At 66.7% G+C, this 201-nt stretch carries 1 protein-coding gene; it reads right to left on the bottom strand.

Annotation, left to right across the window (positions count from 1 at the left end; all coding sequences use genetic code 11):
* On the bottom strand, nucleotides 1-201 hold a 201-nt coding region (locus tag GRF61_RS24505; RefSeq protein ID WP_169153194.1), incomplete at both ends, for a hypothetical protein.

The following is a 201-nucleotide window of genomic DNA, read 5'->3' as shown; positions in this document are numbered from 1 at the left end:
CATCCGGGTTCAGCGTGGCGGTGGCGGTCTGGGTCGAGCCGTCGGTGCCGGTGATGGTGACTTCGACGCTGGTAGCGTTGGTCGAGGTGCCAGTCAGCGTCGGGCTGCTGCCGTCGGCGCCCAGTTCGAGATCGACCGTGACGGTGGGCTGCAGGTCGAAGCTGTCCGAGTCAGTCGCAGTCGCGCTGTTGTTGGCGTTGT

The sequence above is a fragment of the Azoarcus sp. TTM-91 genome (genome assembly GCF_012911025.1).
Taxonomy (GTDB): domain Bacteria; phylum Pseudomonadota; class Gammaproteobacteria; order Burkholderiales; family Rhodocyclaceae; genus Azoarcus.
The sequence above is the reverse complement of the archived record's forward strand: the minus strand, read 5'-3'. Positions and strand labels throughout refer to the sequence as shown.